This is a genomic window from Citrobacter sp. Cf088 (assembly GCF_030334295.1).
GTDB classification, from domain to species: domain Bacteria; phylum Pseudomonadota; class Gammaproteobacteria; order Enterobacterales; family Enterobacteriaceae; genus Citrobacter; species Citrobacter freundii.
Genome location: NZ_JAOWEE010000033.1, coordinates 55834 through 75291, shown reverse-complemented (window position 1 = coordinate 75291; position 19458 = coordinate 55834). Strand labels below are relative to the sequence as shown.

Annotated in this window: 17 protein-coding genes; 5 read left to right on the top strand and 12 right to left on the bottom strand. The window is 50.5% G+C overall.

Annotated elements, in window-relative coordinates; translation table 11 throughout:
• Positions 1-414 precede the first annotated feature (414 nt).
• The gene (locus OGV71_RS03645) at positions 415-2067 is read left to right on the top strand and encodes a hypothetical protein (protein ID WP_268043868.1); all 1653 of its coding nucleotides are present in this window, start codon (positions 415-417) and stop codon (positions 2065-2067) included.
• Positions 2067-3557, top strand: a complete 1491-nt coding sequence (locus OGV71_RS03640; protein ID WP_268043866.1) for a hypothetical protein — start codon at positions 2067-2069, stop codon at positions 3555-3557. The genes OGV71_RS03645 and OGV71_RS03640 overlap by 1 nt, the downstream gene beginning before the upstream one ends.
• Before the next feature lie 330 nt (positions 3558-3887).
• Here the strand turns inward: OGV71_RS03640 and OGV71_RS03635 are convergent, their stop codons facing one another.
• Together OGV71_RS03635 and OGV71_RS03630 are read right to left on the bottom strand one after the other, a co-directional pair.
• Positions 3888-4109, bottom strand: a complete 222-nt coding sequence (locus OGV71_RS03635; protein ID WP_128298903.1) for a hypothetical protein — start codon at positions 4107-4109, stop codon at positions 3888-3890.
• 309 nt (positions 4110-4418) lie between these two features.
• Positions 4419-4640 (bottom strand): hypothetical protein, encoded by a 222-nt coding sequence (locus tag OGV71_RS03630; RefSeq protein WP_003036289.1) that lies wholly within the window; start codon positions 4638-4640, stop codon positions 4419-4421.
• Positions 4641-5174: 534 nt separating this feature from the next.
• Between OGV71_RS03630 and shiA the strand changes: the two genes are divergently transcribed.
• The 3 genes from shiA to OGV71_RS03615 all read left to right on the top strand — a co-directional run bounded on the left by shiA (position 5175) and on the right by OGV71_RS03615 (position 9859).
• Positions 5175-6491 carry a shikimate transporter gene (gene shiA, locus OGV71_RS03625; RefSeq protein ID WP_204583728.1) on the top strand — a complete coding sequence of 439 codons (1317 nt, stop codon included), beginning with the start codon at positions 5175-5177 and terminating at the stop codon, positions 6489-6491.
• 118 nt (positions 6492-6609) lie between these two features.
• A complete protein-coding gene (locus tag OGV71_RS03620; protein ID WP_016149940.1) occupies positions 6610-8064 on the top strand; it encodes an AMP nucleosidase in 1455 nt (484 codons plus the stop codon).
• Between the two features lie 16 nt (positions 8065-8080).
• Positions 8081-9859, top strand: a complete 1779-nt coding sequence (locus OGV71_RS03615; protein ID WP_204583730.1) for an aminopeptidase P family protein — start codon at positions 8081-8083, stop codon at positions 9857-9859.
• Positions 9860-9914: 55 nt separating this feature from the next.
• Here OGV71_RS03615 and ptsG read toward each other — a convergent pair whose 3' ends face one another.
• From ptsG to fabD, 10 genes are all read right to left on the bottom strand, one after another.
• On the bottom strand, positions 9915-11348 hold the full coding sequence (ptsG, locus tag OGV71_RS03610) for a PTS glucose transporter subunit IIBC (protein ID WP_003036277.1): 1434 nt from the start codon (positions 11346-11348) through the stop codon (positions 9915-9917).
• Between the two features lie 293 nt (positions 11349-11641).
• Entirely contained in the window at positions 11642-12439 is a 798-nt protein-coding gene (locus OGV71_RS03605) for a metal-dependent hydrolase (protein WP_204583732.1), read from the bottom strand.
• A gap of 10 nt (positions 12440-12449) precedes the next feature.
• Positions 12450-13454, bottom strand: coding sequence for a DNA polymerase III subunit delta' (gene holB / locus OGV71_RS03600; protein WP_137348247.1), 1005 nt, complete (start codon positions 13452-13454; stop codon positions 12450-12452).
• Entirely contained in the window at positions 13451-14092 is a 642-nt protein-coding gene (gene tmk, locus OGV71_RS03595) for a dTMP kinase (RefSeq protein WP_003036268.1), read from the bottom strand. The genes holB and tmk overlap by 4 nt, the downstream gene beginning before the upstream one ends.
• Positions 14082-15104, bottom strand: coding sequence for a cell division protein YceG (yceG, locus tag OGV71_RS03590; RefSeq protein WP_003036266.1), 1023 nt, complete (start codon positions 15102-15104; stop codon positions 14082-14084). Before yceG ends, tmk begins: the two co-directional genes overlap by 11 nt.
• 2 nt (positions 15105-15106) lie before the next feature.
• Entirely contained in the window at positions 15107-15916 is an 810-nt protein-coding gene (pabC, locus tag OGV71_RS03585; RefSeq protein ID WP_204583734.1) for an aminodeoxychorismate lyase, read from the bottom strand.
• Positions 15917-16051: 135 nt separating this feature from the next.
• On the bottom strand, positions 16052-17293 hold the full coding sequence (gene fabF / locus OGV71_RS03580) for a beta-ketoacyl-ACP synthase II (RefSeq protein WP_003036260.1): 1242 nt from the start codon (positions 17291-17293) through the stop codon (positions 16052-16054).
• A gap of 85 nt (positions 17294-17378) precedes the next feature.
• Entirely contained in the window at positions 17379-17615 is a 237-nt protein-coding gene (gene acpP, locus OGV71_RS03575) for an acyl carrier protein (protein ID WP_000103754.1), read from the bottom strand.
• A 155-nt stretch (positions 17616-17770) separates the two neighbouring features.
• Positions 17771-18505 carry a 3-oxoacyl-ACP reductase FabG gene (fabG, locus tag OGV71_RS03570; protein WP_003036255.1) on the bottom strand — a complete coding sequence of 245 codons (735 nt, stop codon included), beginning with the start codon at positions 18503-18505 and terminating at the stop codon, positions 17771-17773.
• A 12-nt stretch (positions 18506-18517) separates the two neighbouring features.
• The gene (fabD, locus tag OGV71_RS03565; protein WP_044700679.1) at positions 18518-19447 is read right to left on the bottom strand and encodes an ACP S-malonyltransferase; all 930 of its coding nucleotides are present in this window, start codon (positions 19445-19447) and stop codon (positions 18518-18520) included.
• Between the last annotated feature and the right edge of the window lie 11 nt (positions 19448-19458).

Here is a 19458-nt window from a genome sequence, read left to right as displayed (position 1 = left end):
GTCAGCGCTGATCTCTGAAATAATAATCCAGGTGTCGAGCCATCCTGCAGAGCATAGTAAACGTCAGCTTCGTGCCAACAGCGGACGATGCGTTGAGTTCCTTTTTAAGCGTTAATCGTCACATAATTCACAGCTTCCAGCACGCGACATCTCGTTATGATTTGATGGTGTTTTACTTAAGTTCTTTATTTAATAGATGGTTATATTTTATTTCGCTCAAGAGATAGAACAGCCTCATGTATCCTTTTAGTATTTCGTGAATGATTTACTTGCCTAAATGGCATACTCCTTTTTATATTCAATCATATACCTATGTGCTAATGACAAGATGTGACACTCCTGGTGGAGATAATCACGCTTTGAAAAATCGGGGCAATTATTCGTCGACCCACTGCAACGAATAAGGAGAAATTTGTGAGTAACGTTAATACCTTCCTTAAGGAAAATTTACCTTCGGTGAGTAAGAATATTTTTGTTGCGCCTGGCATCCCTGAAAAAAAACTGAATAACGTTGCTAAGGCATTCAATGTTGCCGATAACTTGAATGCTGTGCTAGCCATTTATGACAACACTGTATTTGGCAGCGCAAAAGATGGCATCGTTTTTACTGGTGAAAAGCTGGTCGTAAAAGAAACGTTTGAAAGTCCTTATGACGTGTTCTACAACAATATTGAAGCAGTAGAATATATAGAAGATGTCACGGTAAATGATAAAGGCAAGGAGAAGCGAACTGAGTCTGTTTCCCTCAGACTAAAAAGTGGCGAGGTAAAACAACTCAAAGGCTTGATGGAGTGCGACTATAAAAAGCTGAGCGACGTTCTGGAGCATATCATTAGTCACTTTGACGAGTTCAAAGAAGAAGATCAGCTCATCACACTTGCCGAAATGTCAGAAGCGCTCAAAGTGGCGTATGTCAAAATCATTGTGAACATGGCGTTCTTCGATGATGATCTGGTTGATAAAAAAGAGTTTGCCGAAATTCTCTCGCTGATGACCCGACTTGAGTTAATGACCGAATCCCGATTTACGCTACGTAGCTATATCGGTGCAGAATCCAGTCAGATACCAGTTGTAGAATTAATTGCGAGCATTGACCGTGAATGCATCCCAAGTCATAACAAATCAATAAAAATCTCTCTTGTTAAAGACCTGATTAGCATCTACATGAGTGTTAATGACGGCGAATATAAAAAATTTCCCTTTCTTCAACAAGTACAGCCCCTGCTGGACGTAACTGACGAAGAAATAGAGCTCGCAGTGATGGCTATTCAGCAAGACTTCAAGCTATTACGGGAAGATTTTTCCGACGATGCGCTGAAACGCAGTATGAAAGAACTTACGGCAAAAGCAGGTGCGGTAGGTGTGCCCCTCGCTGCTGTCTATCTGTCTGGCTCTGTCATCGGTATGTCCGCGGCAGGGATCACTTCTGGCCTTGCAACACTTGGACTTGGCGGCGTGTTGGGTTTTTCAAGTATGGCAACGGGTATCGGCGTCGCGGTGTTAATAGGGGTGGGAGCCTATAAAGGGATCCGCCATCTTACGGGTGCCAATGAGCTGGATAAAACCAAGCGCCGGGAACTCATGCTTAATGAAGTCATCAAGCAGACACAATCTACATTGTCTGCCCTGATCAATGACCTCAATTATATTTCTCGAAAATTTAACGACGCCCTGGATGCGCACAATCGGCAAGGAGAAAAAATTCAAAAGCTCCAGAAGATGATGAATGCATTGACCGGCGCGGCGGATGAATTGAACAAGAAATCTAATAAAATGCAAAACAGTGCTCTCAAACTTAAGTGTCCTGTCTATCTTGATGAGGCCAAACTCAGTTCACTGACACGGGAACCCACCAAAAAACAATTCCATGATATTGTTCTTTCATTCTATGAAGAATGTATTGTTGAGGAGCAACACGATGGTAAGAGCGTTGAAGTAAAAAAACTTCAGATAAAAGAAGACGCATCCACTCAGCAATTAGAAAAACTTGTCACCATCTTTGAAGGCATCGGCTATTTCAGAGCGGGGGATGTTATCAAAGGCAAACTGACTGGGCTGTTCTCATAATGAAAAAACCGGATACTCAGGTATCGGCCTTGCTGGTGCAAAAACACCAGCTTGAACAAAGCGAGCATCAATTGGCTGACCTTGATGCCGCTCTGGAAGCGCTTAACGCTTTGCAAACTGATACTGATGCCGCTTTAGATGAAATGATTCTGGCTATGGACGGTGTTCTGGAACACTCAGGTATCACGTTTAATGAGAATATCCACACAACGGTTTCCAGCGAATTCAGCGATTACCTTGAATCCGGTTTGCACCCTTCATCGTCCAGCGTAAGTAAACTGTCGATGATAGAAACAATAGCGTTCACCAGTAATATGGACTGGGAAACCTATTCTCAGTCTGTCTCGCACTATGCCCATAAGCACAAAATCGATTTAACGGTCGATCCGTTTAGTGCACTGATGTCTCCAACCCAGAGAATTGCCTTGGAAAAACGCATTCAGGAAGACTTCACCTTAAAGACTGCCCGCTGCGACAAATATGATTACATGATCGCTGGCACCTGTGGCGTTATTGGCGGACTCATCGATATTTTTCTCGTAGGTGCGCCAGGTGAAGGGAAATTGACCCGGCTTGCGGATAATGCAGTGGACAATGCCGTCGAGAAATTCGCCTCAGCATTAGGGTGGGAGGGAGGTAAAAACGCACAAAATCCGACAAAAAGCGCTATCGGTTTTCTTGAGGGGAAATTCAAGGTCAACTATGACCATCGGCACGGAGGAGATGTCGACGGTCTGTTCAGGATGAACACGAAGAATCACCATATTAAGAGTCTCGCCCACTCCCCGGATTTAGTCGGTTTATTTTTCTCGATCCTTGACCAATTTACCAGCACAGCACATTTTGTTGCAGATGGAAAACTGGTTTCCGTAGATACCGAGACTTTTGAGCTTAAAGGGAATAACGTTGTCTCTAAGGTATTCAGTGGTTTCGTAAACTGGCTTGGTCACCTTTTTTCTGATATGGCGGGCTCTTCCGGTGCAGCAGGGAGAGGCTCTGGTATCCCTATTCCTTTCTTTTCATTACTTCAGTTTATTAACGTGGGTGAATTTGGTCAGCATCGCCAGTCTTTCGCTACCGTCGCCGTCCAAGTTTTTGAGAAAGGATACGACTTACGGCATGGATTAGCGATGGCGATCCCCGTCATGATTACTGAGTTGCTTGTGCGGATCTCCTGGACGGTTAAACAACGTTGCTACCATAAGAAGGCTTGGGGTGAATGTATTCCTTCTGCAAACAACCCTGAACTCAGGCGAATGTTGCTTGTGGCGCATGGAACCTTGTGTCTGATGGATGCAGGAGATGCAGCACTTCGTTCAGGAGGCGAAATGATTCAGTTCCTCCTGAGAACGAACCTCATCGGCTGGGCGAGGTTTGGAACTCTGGCGATTAAAGAACTCCATGTCTGGTATAAAGCAGGCGGAATTAATGTCAATGCTGTAGATGAATATATGGATCATGAACTTCAGCGAATGCTAAAAGTGGGGTAGCGTACGGCCTTGTTGAATAACACTACTCCTAGGGGACTGGCTGTAAGAAGCTAGGCAATGGCGTATCTGTCGACGCAATGCAGAAAGGTGCCTTCATTGCGAAACAGAAATGTCCGGTGAGTTGCTTGACCGTCTTATGGTAGCTAAGTGCCAAAAGCTGACCCTCAATATCGACAGATTTCATAATTGTTGCGGTAGAATCATTAAAAAAGTATATGCCTTAAAGCACGTATCCAATAACAGTCTTCCTTCCCACTCTAGAATGAGCTGTATCATAAAATTTGGTCACTAACTTTATAGGGTACAGCTCACATCAAGTATTATTACATTCTATTTTTTCCAGCCATTTTGTTTTGCAACTTTAGTGGCTGCCATTTTTTCTACCACATTACCATTTTTATATTTATTATGAATAAATGCTTTGTCTTTACCCTCCCAGGCGTCAGCTAATTCAGAGGCCTCGCGAGTTGTCTCTAACAAGCTATTCCCTACAGCCATAGCTCCTTTTCCTGCTACCTTCGCACATTTACCAACTGCATCCCAAAACCCCATGAATACCTCGAGTTGAACTAAGTTAAATTTATTGAGTTTTTATCTCAATAGATGAAAATTATTATACTTAGTTATACGACTATTTCATCTCCATTTTTAGTGGGTTTTACTATGACGAAGATAAATAATTTTACCTACTACCAGCGTATTAACATACGGCATTGCTAGCAACATCCATACAGTTCTTATTACAAAAGTCTACTATTCGCTCAAAGTTGCCCCTCAGCTCCACGCCAACTGCTGAACAAAAGCATCCGTGTAAGTGCACAATTTTCATATGGCACTAAAGCAGTGTGTTCCCATCGACATTCAGTCAGCTTTATACGCCTGCCACTCGCGCCAGACATTCTCAGGATCAATATCGCGGTAGCCACGCTCTCTGATTATATCCTCGGCTGCTTCGGCCGGCAGGCGGATGGCTGTAGCGCCATCGCGAATGGACTCAACCTCATCGCGGGTCAATTCCCGTCCTATGTCCTGTTCTTTATCAATCAGGACCACGATCAACGCAGGGATAAAAACAATCTTCATACTGAAAAGCCTCTGAAATATTCGCATCCCACTGTATCACTGACAGTTTTGATATAATTCAGTAATCGTCAATTTATTACCAGGATGGGAATCATTCATGACATTACAAATCCGTGGCCACACCGGCCGACGCGATGTTGCTTAATGCGCTGGGCTACCGCACGCACTTTGAACAAAAGGCACTGGAGCTTCGCTTATATGTCTACGGAGATAACGGGCGTGCGATTCGTGCTTATGAGCGATGTGGTTTCACTGAATCTCCGTATACCATTATGAAAGTGGGTTTATAGCTTCCCCAAATACAGTATTCCTAATGCTCCGCCTGAAATCAGAACACTCCTGACAGGCCACGATTCCACCAGATTCAGATTTTTCATTCATCTTATTTTTCATGTTGCCATCAGATGAGGGAGATAATCGTTTTCACTTCCCGTCTGTCGCGGTAATCTCATAACGGTCGTTAATATTGCGACTGCAATGTGTGTAACCCAACTCAAATACTAATAACTAAAAAACAGTACAGACAGGATAACTATGGATTCCACCCTCACCTCCACGGGTCCCCAACAGGACGCCTCTTCGCTTAACCGCGCCCGACGCGCTGCGCTTGGCAGCTTCGCGGGTGCCGTGGTCGACTGGTATGATTTTCTGCTTTATGGCATTACTGCCGCACTGGTCTTTAACCGCGAGTTCTTCCCGCAGGTCAGCCCAGCGATGGGGACACTTGCCGCATTTGCTACCTTTGGCGTCGGATTTTTGTTCCGTCCGTTAGGCGGGGTGATCTTCGGTCACTTCGGCGATCGTCTGGGCCGTAAACGTATGCTGATGCTTACCGTCTGGATGATGGGTATTGCCACTGCGCTGATCGGGATTATTCCCTCTTTTGACACCATTGGCTGGTGGGCTCCTGTGCTGCTGGTGACGCTGCGCGCCGTTCAGGGGTTCGCCGTTGGCGGTGAATGGGGTGGCGCAGCGTTGCTCTCGGTCGAAAGCGCGCCGAAAAATAAAAAAGCCTTCTACAGCAGCGGCGTCCAGGTTGGTTACGGCGTCGGACTGTTACTTTCTACCGGTCTGGTCTCGCTGATTAGCTCGCAAACCTCCGATGAGCAGTTCCTGAGTTGGGGCTGGCGTATTCCATTCCTGTTCAGCATCGTGCTGGTATTGGGCGCATTGTGGATGCGTAACCGAATGGATGAATCGGCCGAATTCGAACAGCAGCAGCAGGCACCGCAAACAGAGAAAAAGAGACTACCGGTAGTCGAGGCATTAATCCGTCATCCAGGTGCGTTTTTGAAAATTATCGCTCTGCGCCTGTGTGAACTGCTGACGATGTATATCGTCACCGCGTTTGCCCTTAATTACTCCACGCAGAATCTGGGCTTACCTCGCGAACTGTTTCTGAATATCGGCTTGTTAGTTGGTGGACTGAGCTGTCTGACCATCCCCTGCTTTGCCTGGCTCGCCGACCGCTTTGGTAGCCGGCGCGTTTACATTACTGGCGCACTGGTCGGGACGCTTAGCGCATTCCCGTTCTTTATGGCGTTAGAAGCACAATCCATTTTCTGGATCGTGTTCTTCGCGATTATGTTGGCCAACATTGCACACGATATGGTGGTCTGCGTACAGCAGCCTATGTTTACCGGTTTGTTTGGCGCAAGCTATCGCTACAGCGGCGCAGGCGTTGGTTATCAGGTAGCAAGCGTAGTTGGCGGCGGTTTTACCCCCTTCATTGCTGCTGCACTGGTAACATTCTCCGGCGGAGACTGGCACAGTGTAGCCATTTATCTGATGGCGGGTTGTCTTATTTCCGCGACTACAGCATTGCTGATGCGGGATAAGCAGCACGGTTAAGCCAGGGTGCGGAGGCCGTCCGGTCTTCGCGCAATCTTCCTCAACGTCTGACTTTTGTTTCACATTCCTGTGACATACTATCGGGAGAGCAGTACATCTGTGGAACAAGGAGACAGACATGAACAATAAGGGCTCCAGCCTGACCCCGGCTCAGGCACTGGATAAACTGGACGCGCTGTACGAGCAGTCGGTTAAAGCACTGCGTAGCGCCATTGGTAAGTATATTGAAACAGGGACGCTCCCTGATGTAATCGCCCGCCATAACGGTCTTTTTGTTTACCCATCACTGTGTGTCACCTGGGATGGCATCGCCACCAATCCCCCGAAAACCCGAGCCTATGGTCGTTTTACCCATGCGGGCAGCTACACCACTACGATTACCCGCCCGTCGCTTTTTCGTCCGTATCTTGAAGAACAGCTCACGCTGCTGTATCAGGATTATGATGCGCATATCTCCGTCGAGCCGTCGCAGCATGAAATCCCCTATCCCTATGTGATTGACGGTTCAGAACTGACGCTGGATCGCTCGATGAGCGCCGGATTAACGCGCCATTTCCCCACCACTGAATTGTCGCAGATTGGTGACGAAACGGCAGACGGGATTTTTCATCCGGCGGAATTTTCTCCGCTGTCTCACTTCGATGCCCGACGCGTGGATTTTTCGCTGGCGCGACTACGTCATTACACGGGAACGCCGGTTGAACATTTTCAACCTTTTGTGCTGTTCACCAACTACACCCGCTACGTCGATGAGTTTGTGCGTTGGGGTTGCAGCCAGATCCTCGACCCGGACAGCCCATATATCGCGCTTTCTTGTGCGGGCGGGATCTGGATCACCGCCGAAACCGAAGCGCCAGAAGAAGCCATCTCCGATCTCGCCTGGAAGAAACACCAGATGCCCGCCTGGCATTTAATCACGGCTGACGGTCAGGGGATCACGCTGGTCAATATCGGCGTTGGCCCGTCTAACGCCAAAACCATTTGCGATCATCTGGCCGTACTGCGTCCTGACGTCTGGCTGATGATTGGTCACTGCGGTGGTCTGCGTGAAAGCCAGGCAATTGGCGACTATGTTCTGGCCCACGCTTATCTGCGTGACGATCACGTTCTGGATGCCGTACTACCGCCGGATATTCCGATTCCGAGCATTGCGGAAGTACAACGCGCCCTGTATGACGCCACCAAAGAAGTCAGCGGTATGCCCGGTGAAGAAGTTAAACAGCGCTTGCGTACCGGTACTGTCGTCACCACCGACGATCGTAACTGGGAGCTACGCTATTCCGCTTCTGCGCTGCGTTTCAACCTCAGTCGCGCGGTGGCTATCGATATGGAAAGCGCCACCATCGCCGCTCAGGGATACCGTTTCCGCGTTCCGTACGGCACGCTGCTGTGCGTTTCCGACAAGCCGCTGCACGGTGAGATCAAACTACCTGGTCAGGCCAACCGTTTTTATGAAGGTGCTATTTCTGAGCATCTGCAAATAGGTATCCGGGCTATCGATCGTCTGCGTGCTGAAGGCGACCGACTGCACTCCCGTAAATTACGTACATTCAACGAACCGCCGTTCCGTTAAGACCTGAAGGTTAACTATGCACAACTCAACTCCTCTTTCCGCCCTGCGCAACCTGCTGATAGCGCAGGGGCTGGATGGCATGATTGTTCCGCGCGCCGACGCTCATCAAAGCGAAGATTGTACGCCGCATGACAATAAACTGGCCTGGCTGACCGGATTTAGCGGCTCTGCCGGCCTCGCGTTGGTCCTTCAGGACCGTGCGTTAATGTTTGTCGATGGACGCTATCAGGTCCAGGTACGCAATGAAGTCTCGCTGGATGATTTTGAAATTCATCATTTACACGATGAACCGCTGGCCGACTATTTGCAGTCTCACGTTGCAGCGGGTACACGTATCGGCTTTGAACCGCTGCTGATGGTCAACAGCCAGTTTGAAGCCTTGTCGGCAACTCATTGCGAGCTGGTACCTCTTGAGCAAGATCCTTTTGACCAGGTGTGGCTTGACCGACCGGCAGCCCCCTGCGGCATCATTCGTGAAATGCCGATTGAAATCAGCGGGGAAAGCAGCACGCAAAAGCGTGCCCGCGTCGTGGAACAACTCGCTCAACATGAGGCTGACGTACTGGCAATTACCCTGCCGGATAACATTGCCTGGCTGTTGAATGTACGCGGTTCAGATCTGGCTATGGTGCCAGTACCGTTTTCGTTTGCCCTGCTCCATCGCAGCGGTGAGCTGGAATGGTTTGTGGATAGCAACAAAACGCAGCAACTCCCCGTATCACTGCTGAACACGCTCACGCTGGCCCCGCAAGAGAGTTTCTTGGTACGTTGCCAGCAACTGGCCAGTGGGAAACGCTTCCTGGTCGATAAAGACTACGCCCCGGTTGCGTTGCGTTTTGCCATTGAAGAACACGGTGGCAACGTCTTATGGGCCCCTGATCCCATCACCTTGATGAAAGCCCACAAAAATGACGTTGAACTGGCGGGCTATCGGGAATGCCATGAACAAGATGGCGCAGCCTGGGTTAATTTCCTTGCCTGGCTGGCCCATGAAGTCCCTTTGCGCGAAGCGGCTGGCAATCCGGTCACCGAACTGGAAGCCCAGGCGAAGCAACTGGAATTTCGCCAGCAGCAGCCGGGATTTATTGAGCAAAGCTTCAGCACGATATCGGCCTCTGCCAGCAATGCGGCGATGTGTCATTACCACTCCAGTGAAAAAACCAATACGCCAATTACCTCGCAGGCCATGTATCTGAATGATTCCGGCGGCCAGTACCACAATGGTACGACGGATACGACGCGTACCTTCGCGTTTGGTCCACAGGATCCGCAACGTCGTCTGCATTACACCGCCGTGCTGAAAGGCTTTTTGTCGCTTATTTCACTGCAGTTTCCCAGCGGCACTCAGGGCCATCAACTGGATGCCTTTAGCCGTCGGGCGTTGTGGGATTTAGGCCTGGATTTTGATCATGGAACAGGACACGGCGTAGGCCACCAGTTGCTTATCCATGAACAACCCCATCGCATTGCCAAGAAAGTAAACCCCTGGCCTCTGGTCGCGGGCAATATCATCACTATCGAACCGGGTTACTATCTGGCCGGGCAATATGGGATCCGTATTGAGAACCAAGTGGAAATAATCAATAGCCGCCCTGGCTTCTGTCGTTTCTCAACGCTGACGCTGGTGCCGATTGATTTGAATCTGGTTGAACTGCATCTGTTGAGTGAAGCTGAAAAGCAATGGATTGATAATTACCACCAGCAGGTCAGAGAGACGTTATCCCCTCGCGTGAATGCAGAGGCTCGTCCGTGGCTGTTCGCCGTCACCGCGCCGATTCGCGTTCAGGCTAATTAATGCAATAAAAAAGGCAGCCCGTAGGCTGCCTTAGTTCTCCCCAATGTCTTACTGCTTAGCTGTTACGGATGTACTCATCCATTTCAGTTTTCAGGTTATCGGACTTAGTACCGAAAATCGCCTGAACACCGGAACCAGCTACCACAACGCCCGCCGCACCAAGTTTCTTCAGGCCAGCCTGATCCACTTTGGCAACGTCAGCCACGCTGACACGCAGACGGGTGATACACGCATCAAGGTTAGTGATGTTTTCTTTACCGCCGAACGCCGCAACCAGAGCCGGAGCCATTTCGCCTGACGCACCTGCTTTGCTGTCTTCGGTGGCATCTTCACGACCCGGAGTTTTCAGGTCCAGCGCTTTGATCAGCACACGGAAGATGGTGTAGTAAACAATCGCATAACCGATACCGACAATCGGGAACAGCCACAGTTTGCTGCTGTTACCGGAAAGAACGATAAAGTCGATCAGACCGTGGGAGAACGACGTACCGTCACGCATACCCAGCAGGATACAGATCGGGAATGCCAGACCAGCCAGAATCGCGTGGATGATGTACAGGATCGGCGCCACGAACATGAAGGAGAACTCGATCGGCTCGGTAATACCGGTCAGGAACGAGGTCAGCGCCGCGGAGATCATGATACCGCCCACTTTCGCGCGGTTTTCTGGTTTAGCAGAGTGCCAGATAGCGATAGCAGCAGCCGGCAGACCGTACATTTTGAACAGGAAGCCACCGGACAGTTTGCCCGCAGTCGGGTCACCCGCCATATAGCGAGGGATGTCGCCGTGGAACACCTGACCTGCAGCGTTGGTGTATTCACCGATCTGCATCTGGAATGGAACGTTCCAGATATGGTGCAGACCAAACGGCACCAGGCAGCGTTCAATGAAGCCATAGATACCGAACGCCACGACCGGATTCTGGTATGCAGCCCACTGGGAGAACGTCTGAATAGCAGTACCGATTGGCGGCCAAATGAAGGACAGAACCACACCTGTGAAGATAGCAGCCAGACCAGAAATGATAGGAACGAAGCGCTTACCCGCAAAGAAGCCAAGATACTCAGGCAATTTAATACGGTAGAAGCGGTTGAACATATACGCTGCAATCGCACCGGAGATAATCCCCCCGAGAACACCCGTATCAGCAAGGTGTTTAGCTGCGATCTCTTCAGCAGGTAAATGCAGAACCAGCGGCGCAACTACAGCCATGGTCTTAACCATGATGCCGTAAGCAACAACGGATGCCAGTGCAGATACACCGTCATTATTAGTGAAGCCTAACGCAACACCGATAGCAAAAATCAGCGGCATGTTCGCAAAAACAGAACCGCCCGCTTCTGCCATTACATGCGATACAACGGCTGGCAGCCAGCTGAAGTTAGCGGAACCGACGCCCAGCAGGATACCTGCAATTGGGAGTACGGATACCGGCAGCATCAGCGATTTACCGACCTTTTGCAGGTTAGCAAATGCATTCTTAAACATAATTAGGAGTGCTCCTGAGTATTTGTGCTTTTCTACGTTCTCACGCATTAGCGAGGGGGGAGAACCTCGCCGTGTACAGGGCATCTAAGTACCCTTTATTTATTACACAGAGTAAAATAATTCAGTTTGTTTTTGTTTGACGGCTATCACAGTTCAGTCGTGAATGGCCGCAAAATCCGCACATTCCGATAAAATGCGTTTCTGAATGTGTCAAGCTGGTTATTCACCGCCCATTTTGTGGCGGTGAACTTTACTCGCATTAGTGATTAATTACGAGCTTTAAAAAAAGTCAGTTAACGAACAGATTGCAGGCGAGAAGCGTCGATGTGAAACAGGCGGGCAAAGTTATCAGTGGTTGCCTGCGCCAGTTCTTCAACGGCAACACCTTTCACTACGGCCATGTACTCTGCAACGTCACGAGTCATGGCGGGCTGGTTCTCTTTTCCACGATGCGGTACAGGCGCAAGGTAGGGAGAATCCGTCTCGACCAATAACCGGTCCAGAGGAACATAGCGGGCGGCATCACGGAGCTGCTCTGCATTTCGGAACGTGACGATGCCGGAAAACGAGATATAGAATCCAAGGTCCAGTAATTTGCCCGCCGTTTCTCTGTCCTCTGTAAAACAGTGTAGTACGCCGCCACAATCCGTCACTTTTTCTTCGCGCAGAATAGACAGCGTGTCGGCTCGCGCATCGCGGGTATGCACGATAACTGGCTTCTGTAACTCACGGCCAATCTGAATATGGTGGATAAAAGATTCCTGCTGGCGCACCTTTGTTTCCGGCGTGTAAAAATAGTCCAGCCCGGTTTCTCCCATCGCCACAACCCCCTCTTCGGCGGCAAAACGACGCAGCTCCTCAACATCATAGGTTTCATCCTGATTTAACGGATGCACGCCGCAGGAAAAAACCACATTGTCACGCTCACCAACCAGTTCACGCATACTGCAGTATCCTGGCAAGGTGGTTGCAACGGCAAGACAGAATTTCACATCGCGTGCGGCCGCTTTCGCCAGCACGTCGTCAACGTCCTTATGCAGAGATTGATAATCCAGGCCATCAAGATGGCAGTGTGAGTCGACTAAAAACATAATGTCTCTCTCAAAGATGGGGAACAGGCAGTATGGTGCCTGGTTGCAGGTAATGCTCAATACGAAGAATAAGATCGGTTAATACCAGCTCGCGGTTTACGCCCGTCACGTTCAGCAACTGCTGACGGCAATGACAAACGTCACCGAGTATCGCCTGTATCTGGGCAACGGATAACCGTTCTGCGATGGAAGATATCAGGTCCAGGGCATCGGGATTGGTTAAATGGGCAATCCCATACGGGCGTTTCAACGCATCCGTAAACAACGTTGCCAGCCAGTGTAAACGGGCGGCAGCCTGATCGTGGTTTAACGCCGCGAGCAAGATATACCAATCACCGGCGTTTAATGTATTCACCAGTGCCGCACAAAAATCTGTACGGTGCGCCCAGCTTTCAGCCTGTAACAGCGTGAGTGCCGCGCCTGGCGAACCGGCACTTAGACGTAACGCGCTAAGCAGCGCTTCTGACGACGCAGTCACTTCACGAGCAAGCCAGGAGATAGCATACGACTCAGGAGGTGGCGCAAGATGATGTAACCGACAACGGCTGCGTAATGTCGCCAGCAAACGAGCTGGCTCTGTGCTGGCGAGGAAAAACCAGGTCTGCGCCGGGGGTTCTTCCAGCGTTTTCAACAGGGCATTGGCGGCGGCATCGGTTAACTGGGCGGCATCGGGGATCCATACGACCTTCGCACCGCCGAGACGCGAATGCTCGTACAGCTTTTCACTGACTTCGCGTACAGCATCAACCCCCAGCGTGCTTTTGCCTTTTTCTGGCAGCAGCGAATAGTAGTCAGGGTGTGTCCCCGCCTGCATCAGCTGACAGCCACGGCACTGTCCGCAGCTTTTATGTCCTTCCGGCTGCTGGCACATTAAATAGCGGCTGAGGGCGTAAATCAGCGCGTCGTCGCCCATTCCAGGTAACGCCTGAATCAGTAACGCATGGTGACCACGACCCGCCTGGTAGCTGGCCACCAGTTTTTCAAAATCCGGTCGTAACCATGGGTACCATTTCATGCACCCTGCTCCTTCACCCATTGGGTGATGGTATTGCGAATATCAGCCATCACAGCCTCCAGCGGCTGCGTAGCGTCTATAGTGCGAATGCTAGCGTCTTTGGCAGCCAGCTCAAGATAGCGCGCGCGGGTACGATTAAAGAAATCGAAAGATTCCTGCTCAATACGATCCAGCTCGCCGCGTGCACGGGCACGCTTCAACCCGACTTCTGGCGTCACATCCAGATAGATAGTCAGATCCGGGCGAAAATCGCCGAGTACTGCATCGCGCAGGGTTGCCAGCATGTTTTGATCGATACCACGTCCACCGCCCTGATACGCCTGAGTAGACAGATCGTGACGATCGCCAATTACCCACGCGCCTTTCGCCAGCGCAGGTTTAATAACGGTTTCGACCAGCTGTACGCGCGCAGCGTAAAACATCAGAACTTCGGCTTTGTCAGTGATAACCTCGTCACCCACCGACTTAATGTCCAGCACCAGGCTTCTTAGTTTCTCAGCCAGCTGCGTGCCGCCAGGTTCGCGGGTGAAAACCATGTCACGAATACCGAGTTGCTCAAGTGTCTCTACCACTACGTTACGCGCGGTGGTCTTTCCGGCGCCTTCCAGGCCCTCGATGACGATATAGTTACTGCCCATTTTTTTCCTTAAGCACTTTCAGGTAATCCTGCACGGACCGGTTGTGGCTGGCAAGATTGGTGTTAAACGTGTGGCCACCTTTACCGTCAGCCACAAAATAAAGATACGGCGTTTTTGCCGGATGTGCCGCGGCCTGCAACGATGCCTCTCCCGGCATGGCAATCGGGCCAGGTGGCAGTCCTGTAATGGTATAGGTGTTATAAGCGGTCGGGGTGTCTAAATCCACGCGCGACAATTTGCCATTATACCGTGACCCCATACCGTAAATCACCGTCGGATCGGTTTGTAAACGCATACCGATACGTAAACGGTTAATAAACACCGAAGCCACCTGGTCACGCTCGCTGGCAACCGCAGTCTCTTTTTCAATAATAGAAGCCATGGTTACCAGCTGATTTTTGTCCTGATAAGGCAGGCCATCAGCGCGCCCTTCCCAGACAGTATCCACCGCTTTAACCATTTTCTGATGCGCGCGTTTTAGCAACGCTACGTCAGTCGTATTGGCGGTATACATCCAGGTATCTGGCCAGAACCAACCTTCCACCCATTGCGGGTTTTCCAGTTTCAGCGCCTGGGCCACAGTCTCATAGCTATCGTCGCTTAACGTATGTTTGATATACGGGGCATCGCGCAGCTGTTTCAGGTAATCGCTTAGGCGCATCCCTTCAACCAGACGTAACGGGAACTGCGCCTCTTTGCCGCTTTCCAGCAGTTGCAGCATATCCCGAACCGTCATGTCGGGTGTAAAACGGTAGGTTCCGGCCTTAAAATGCGACAGTTCGGGTTCCACACGCAGCAGCCATTGGAACACGCGCGGACGGTTAATAACCTTGTCCGCATACAGCTGTTCGCCCAGGGCCAGGCGGCCCGTCCCCGCTTTCAGCGTAAAAATCGTCTCTTCTTTAATCAATAATTTACTGTCCGCCAGATGGCGAACTTTCCACATTCCCACTCCCGCGGCAATGCCCAGCACAACCAGCAATAACAGGACAACGAGTAACAGTTTTTTCATGACTAATTCGGGTGCTCACAAAGTGGGGCTAAAAAATCGAATAACAAACGTGAAGACAGCAATGTGTCGCCACAGGTACGCACGGGAATAATGGGCATTAACGCGTTACAGACGACGATTTCATCAGCCTGCATAACCTCCTCCAACCCGGCATACACTTCGACAATACTGAACGGTGATTGTGCCAGCATCCGGATACAGAATTGTCGCATAATGCCGTTAACTCCGGCCTGATCCAGGCGAGGCGTGTAAACCACATCACCTTTACGCCAGAACAAATTAGCCGCACAGCATTCCGTAACCCATCCCTCGCTGTCAAGAACCAGTGCTTCATCTGCGTCCATCTGTTCAAGATGAGAGCGAATCAACACCTGCTCCAGTCGATTCAGATGCTTAAGTCCGGCAAGCAGTGGATTACGCCCCAGTCGCACAGGGCTTAGCGCCAGCATAATGCCATCTTGCCGCCAACGATCGTAATGATCGGGCCTGGCTGAAACGGAGAGGATGCGTGTGGCGCTGTGACAATTTTTGCCACTGTAGCCCCGGCCTCCACTGCCACGGCTGATAATCACTTTCAACACCCCGCGTACGTGCCCTTTCGCCAGCATTTTCATTTCATTTTGCAGCTCGGACCAATTTTCAAAAGAGATCAGCAGTTTTTGGCAAGCGTCTTGTAAACGCTCAAGATGCGCTGCAAAGAGAGGGATTTCGCCGTCGATAATACAGGCAGTGGTAAAACAGCCATCACCAAATTGGGTCGCTCGATCGCTTGCTGCCAGCATATTCTGCTCGCAGCCATTAATTAAGAACATGGTGGCTCCTTATTTCTGGTCCGCTAGTTTGGCAGGATGAGTAACACAGGACAAGGGCGGAAAACCGAATAAAAAAAGGCCCGACAAGCGGACCTTTTCAATTTGCTATCGATGCTAGCGCATCACCTAACGGGCTTAAATCTTTTTAAAGATCAAAGAGCCGTTGGTACCACCGAAGCCAAAGGAGTTACACAGCGCATACTCCAGACCACTAACCTGACGCGCTTCGTGAGGTACGAAGTCCAGATCACAACCTTCATCCGGGTTATCCAGGTTGATGGTTGGCGGAATAGCCTGATCGCGCAGCGCCAGGATAGAGAAAATAGACTCTACCGCGCCCGCCGCACCCAACAGGTGTCCGGTCATAGATTTGGTGGAGCTTACCATTACACGGCTTGCCGCATCACCAAAGACAGATTTCACTGCCTGGGTTTCAGCTTTATCGCCTGCAGGCGTAGACGTACCATGCGCGTTGACATAGCCAATCTGACCCGCTTCGATAGCCGCATCACGCAGCGCGTTGACCATTGCCAGCGCAGCGCCTGCACCGTTTTCCGGTGGTGACGTCATGTGGTAAGCATCACTGCTCATACCGAAGCCAACGACTTCAGCATAGATTTTTGCACCGCGCGCTTTCGCATGTTCGTACTCTTCCAGTACAACCATGCCTGCGCCGTCGCCCAGCACAAAGCCATCACGTTCTTTGTCCCACGGACGGCTTGCCGCTTGCGGGTTATCATTACGTGTAGACAGCGCACGTGCCGCGCCAAAACCACCCACGCCCAGCGGCGTACTGGCTTTTTCTGCACCACCCGCAACCATCGCGTCCGCATCCCCGTATGCAATGATACGTGCGGCATGACCGATGTTATGCACGCCTGAAGTACAGGCGGTCGCGATGGAGATGCTTGGCCCTTGCAGGCCGTACATGATGGTCAGGTGACCTGCCACCATGTTAACAATCGTCGACGGAACGAAGAACGGGCTGATCTTACGCGGTCCACCATTGACCAGAGAGGTATGGTTTTCTTCGATAAGACCGAGACCGCCAATACCAGAGCCGATAGCGGCGCCAATACGGTGGGCGTTCTCTTCCGTTATTTCGAGGCCAGAATCCTGCATGGCCTGAACGCCAGCGACAATTCCATATTGAATGAAAGCATCCATCTTGCGCTGTTCTTTGCGCGAGATAATGTCTTCACAGTTAAAATCCTTTACTAAGCCAGCAAATTTCGTTGCATAGGCGCTAGTATCGAAATGGTCGATCAGGCTGATGCCACTCTGACCGGCAAGGAGAGCTTTCCAGGTAGACTCTACGGTATTGCCGACAGGAGACAACATGCCCAGTCCGGTCACAACTACACGACGCTTAGACACGGTTGTCCTCCAGGGAGGGAAAATAATTCAAGTGGGATAAAAAGATAAAACTCAGGCGGTCGAATGACCGCCTGGAGATGTTCACTTACGCCTGGTGGCCGTTGATGTAATCAATGGCAGCCTGAACGGTAGTGATTTTCTCAGCTTCTTCGTCCGGAATCTCAGTATCAAACTCTTCTTCCAGAGCCATTACCAGCTCAACGGTGTCAAGAGAATCTGCGCCCAGGTCTTCAACGAAGGAAGCATTGTTGGTTACTTCTTCCTGCTTAACGCCCAGCTGTTCGCCGATAATTTTCTTAACGCGTTCTTCGATAGTGCTCATACTCTTAAATTTCCTATCAAAACTCGCTTTCGCGATGGTTTTCGTAGTGTATAAAATGTTGAAAAATTTGCAACTAAATCCCGGCAGGTCTTACCACGATTTTGCGCTATTTTGAGGCCATTCACCCTAATAACGCAAATATTTTTCAATCGTGGTTAAACCATGTACATCCCGCCGTTGACGTGCAAAGTCTCACCTGTGATGTAACTTGCTTCGTCAGAAGCTAAAAATGCAACCGCACTGGCGATTTCCTGAGCGCCGCCAAGGCGACCCGCAGGAACCTGCGCCAGAATACCCGCACGCTGATCATCAGACAGCGCACGCGTCATGTCCGTTTCAATAAAGCCCGGAGCAACAACGTTTACAGTAATGCCACGAGACGCAACTTCGCGCGCCAGTGATTTACTGAAGCCGATCAGACCCGCTTTCGCCGCAGCGTAGTTAGCCTGACCCGCATTTCCCATGGTACCAACCACAGAACCGATAGTGATAATACGCCCATGACGCTTTTTCATCATAGCTCGCATTACCGCTTTTGACAGACGGAAAACAGATGACAGGTTGGTTTCGATGATATCGTTCCACTCGTCATCTTTCATGCGCATTAACAGGTTATCACGAGTAATCCCGGCATTATTGACCAGGATATCGACTTCACCAAATTCTGCGCGAATATTTTCCAGAACAGATTCGATAGATGCAGGATCGGTCACATTCAACATCAGACCTTTACCATTTGCACCTAAATAATCGCTAATGGCCTGCGCGCCGCTTTCGCTGGTAGCAGTACCGATAACTTTCGCGCCACGGGCAACGAGTGTCTCAGCAATTGCGCGGCCAATGCCACGGCTTGCACCGGTAACCAGCGCGATTTTTCCTTCAAAACTCATGGTCTTCCTCTTTTATTGCTCTAGCGCCGCAGACAGTGCCGCCGGCTCATTCAGTGCCGAAGCAGTCAGGGTGTCAACAATACGTTTCGTCAAACCGGTCAGAACTTTACCCGGACCAACTTCATACAGGTGCTCTACGCCCTGGGATGCCATAAATTCAACGGTTTTAGTCCACTGAACCGGGCTATACAGCTGACGAACCAGCGCATCACGAATTGCGTCTGCCGTGGTTTCACACTTCACATCGACGTTGTTCACGACCGGAACTGTCGGTGCGTTAAAGGTGATTTTCTGCAGCTCAACGGCCAGTTTCTCAGCAGCAGGCTTCATCAGCGCACAGTGAGACGGCACGCTAACTGGCAGTGGCAGAGCACGTTTCGCACCCGCAGCTTTACAGGCAGCGCCCGCACGTTCAACCGCTTCTTTATGACCCGCGATAACCACCTGGCCTGGCGAGTTGAAGTTAACCGGAGAAACAACCTGACCTTCTGCTGACTCTTCACATGCTTTAGCGATAGACGCATCATCAAGACCGATAATCGCAGACATACCGCCTGTGCCTTCTGGTACAGCTTCCTGCATGAACTTACCGCGCAGTTCTACCAGACGTACGGCATCAGCAAATGCGATCACGCCTGCGCAGACCAGCGCAGAATATTCGCCCAGGCTGTGACCCGCCATCAGCGCAGGTGTTTTACCACCCTGCTGCTGCCATACGCGATAAAGCGCGACAGATGCGGTCAACAGCGCTGGCTGCGTCTGCCAGGTTTTATTCAGTTCTTCGGCCGGACCCTGCTGAGTCAACGCCCACAGATCATAGCCCAGCGCAGCTGATGCTTCAGCAAATGTTTCTTCAACAATTGGGTAGCTTGCTGCCATTTCAGACAACATCCCAACGGTCTGGGAACCCTGCCCCGGAAACACAAATGCAAATTGCGTCATGTTTAAATCCT

Coding starts and splice junctions, on each gene's coding strand:
- OGV71_RS03640 (WP_268043866.1), top strand. CDS start 2,067: ATGAAAAAACCGGATACTCAGGTATCGGCCTTGCTGGTGCAAAAACAC.
- OGV71_RS03635 (WP_128298903.1), bottom strand. CDS start 4,109: ATGGGGTTTTGGGATGCAGTTGGTAAATGTGCGAAGGTAGCAGGAAAA.
- OGV71_RS03630 (WP_003036289.1), bottom strand. CDS start 4,640: ATGAAGATTGTTTTTATCCCTGCGTTGATCGTGGTCCTGATTGATAAA.
- shiA (WP_204583728.1), top strand. CDS start 5,175: ATGGATTCCACCCTCACCTCCACGGGTCCCCAACAGGACGCCTCTTCG.
- OGV71_RS03620 (WP_016149940.1), top strand. CDS start 6,610: ATGAACAATAAGGGCTCCAGCCTGACCCCGGCTCAGGCACTGGATAAA.
- OGV71_RS03615 (WP_204583730.1), top strand. CDS start 8,081: ATGCACAACTCAACTCCTCTTTCCGCCCTGCGCAACCTGCTGATAGCG.
- ptsG (WP_003036277.1), bottom strand. CDS start 11,348: ATGTTTAAGAATGCATTTGCTAACCTGCAAAAGGTCGGTAAATCGCTG.
- OGV71_RS03605 (WP_204583732.1), bottom strand. CDS start 12,439: ATGTTTTTAGTCGACTCACACTGCCATCTTGATGGCCTGGATTATCAA.
- holB (WP_137348247.1), bottom strand. CDS start 13,454: ATGAAATGGTACCCATGGTTACGACCGGATTTTGAAAAACTGGTGGCC.
- tmk (WP_003036268.1), bottom strand. CDS start 14,092: ATGGGCAGTAACTATATCGTCATCGAGGGCCTGGAAGGCGCCGGAAAG.
- yceG (WP_003036266.1), bottom strand. CDS start 15,104: ATGAAAAAACTGTTACTCGTTGTCCTGTTATTGCTGGTTGTGCTGGGC.
- pabC (WP_204583734.1), bottom strand. CDS start 15,916: ATGTTCTTAATTAATGGCTGCGAGCAGAATATGCTGGCAGCAAGCGAT.
- acpP (WP_000103754.1), bottom strand. CDS start 17,615: ATGAGCACTATCGAAGAACGCGTTAAGAAAATTATCGGCGAACAGCTG.
- fabG (WP_003036255.1), bottom strand. CDS start 18,505: ATGAGTTTTGAAGGAAAAATCGCGCTGGTTACCGGTGCAAGCCGTGGC.
- fabD (WP_044700679.1), bottom strand. CDS start 19,447: ATGACGCAATTTGCATTTGTGTTTCCGGGGCAGGGTTCCCAGACCGTT.